General features: G+C 48.3%; 1 protein-coding gene. It reads left to right on the forward strand.

The genetic code is table 11. The features are described from left to right. A partial coding sequence (locus tag C7G61_RS43335; protein ID WP_145963864.1) for a serine hydrolase occupies positions 1–401 on the forward strand: 401 nt, incomplete at its 5' end. Between the last annotated feature and the right edge of the window lie 77 nt (positions 402–478).

A 478-nucleotide genomic window follows, 5' to 3' on the forward strand; every position in this document is an offset into this window, starting at 1 on the left:
GGGATCATGTAACTCGCCTTGATCGTTGGGAACCGGAGCTGAATGAAGCCATACCAAACGACGAGCGTGACACCACGATGCCTGTAGCAATGGCAACAACGTTGCGCAAACTATTAACTGGCGAACTACTTACTCTAGCTTCCCGGCAACAATTAATAGACTGGATGGAGGCGGATAAAGTTGCAGGACCACTTCTGCGCTCGGCCCTTCCGGCTGGCTGGTTTATTGCTGATAAATCTGGAGCCGGTGAGCGTGGGTCTCGCGGTATCATTGCAGCACTGGGGCCAGATGGTAAGCCCTCCCGTATCGTAGTTATCTACACGACGGGGAGTCAGGCAACTATGGATGAACGAAATAGACAGATCGCTGAGATAGGTGCCTCACTGATTAAGCATTGGTAACTGTCAGACCAAGTTTACTCATATATACTTTAGATTGATTTAATTCTCATGTTTGACAGCTTATCATCGATAAGCTT

This window comes from Bradyrhizobium algeriense, assembly GCF_003062295.1.
GTDB lineage: Bacteria > Pseudomonadota > Alphaproteobacteria > Rhizobiales > Xanthobacteraceae > Bradyrhizobium > Bradyrhizobium algeriense.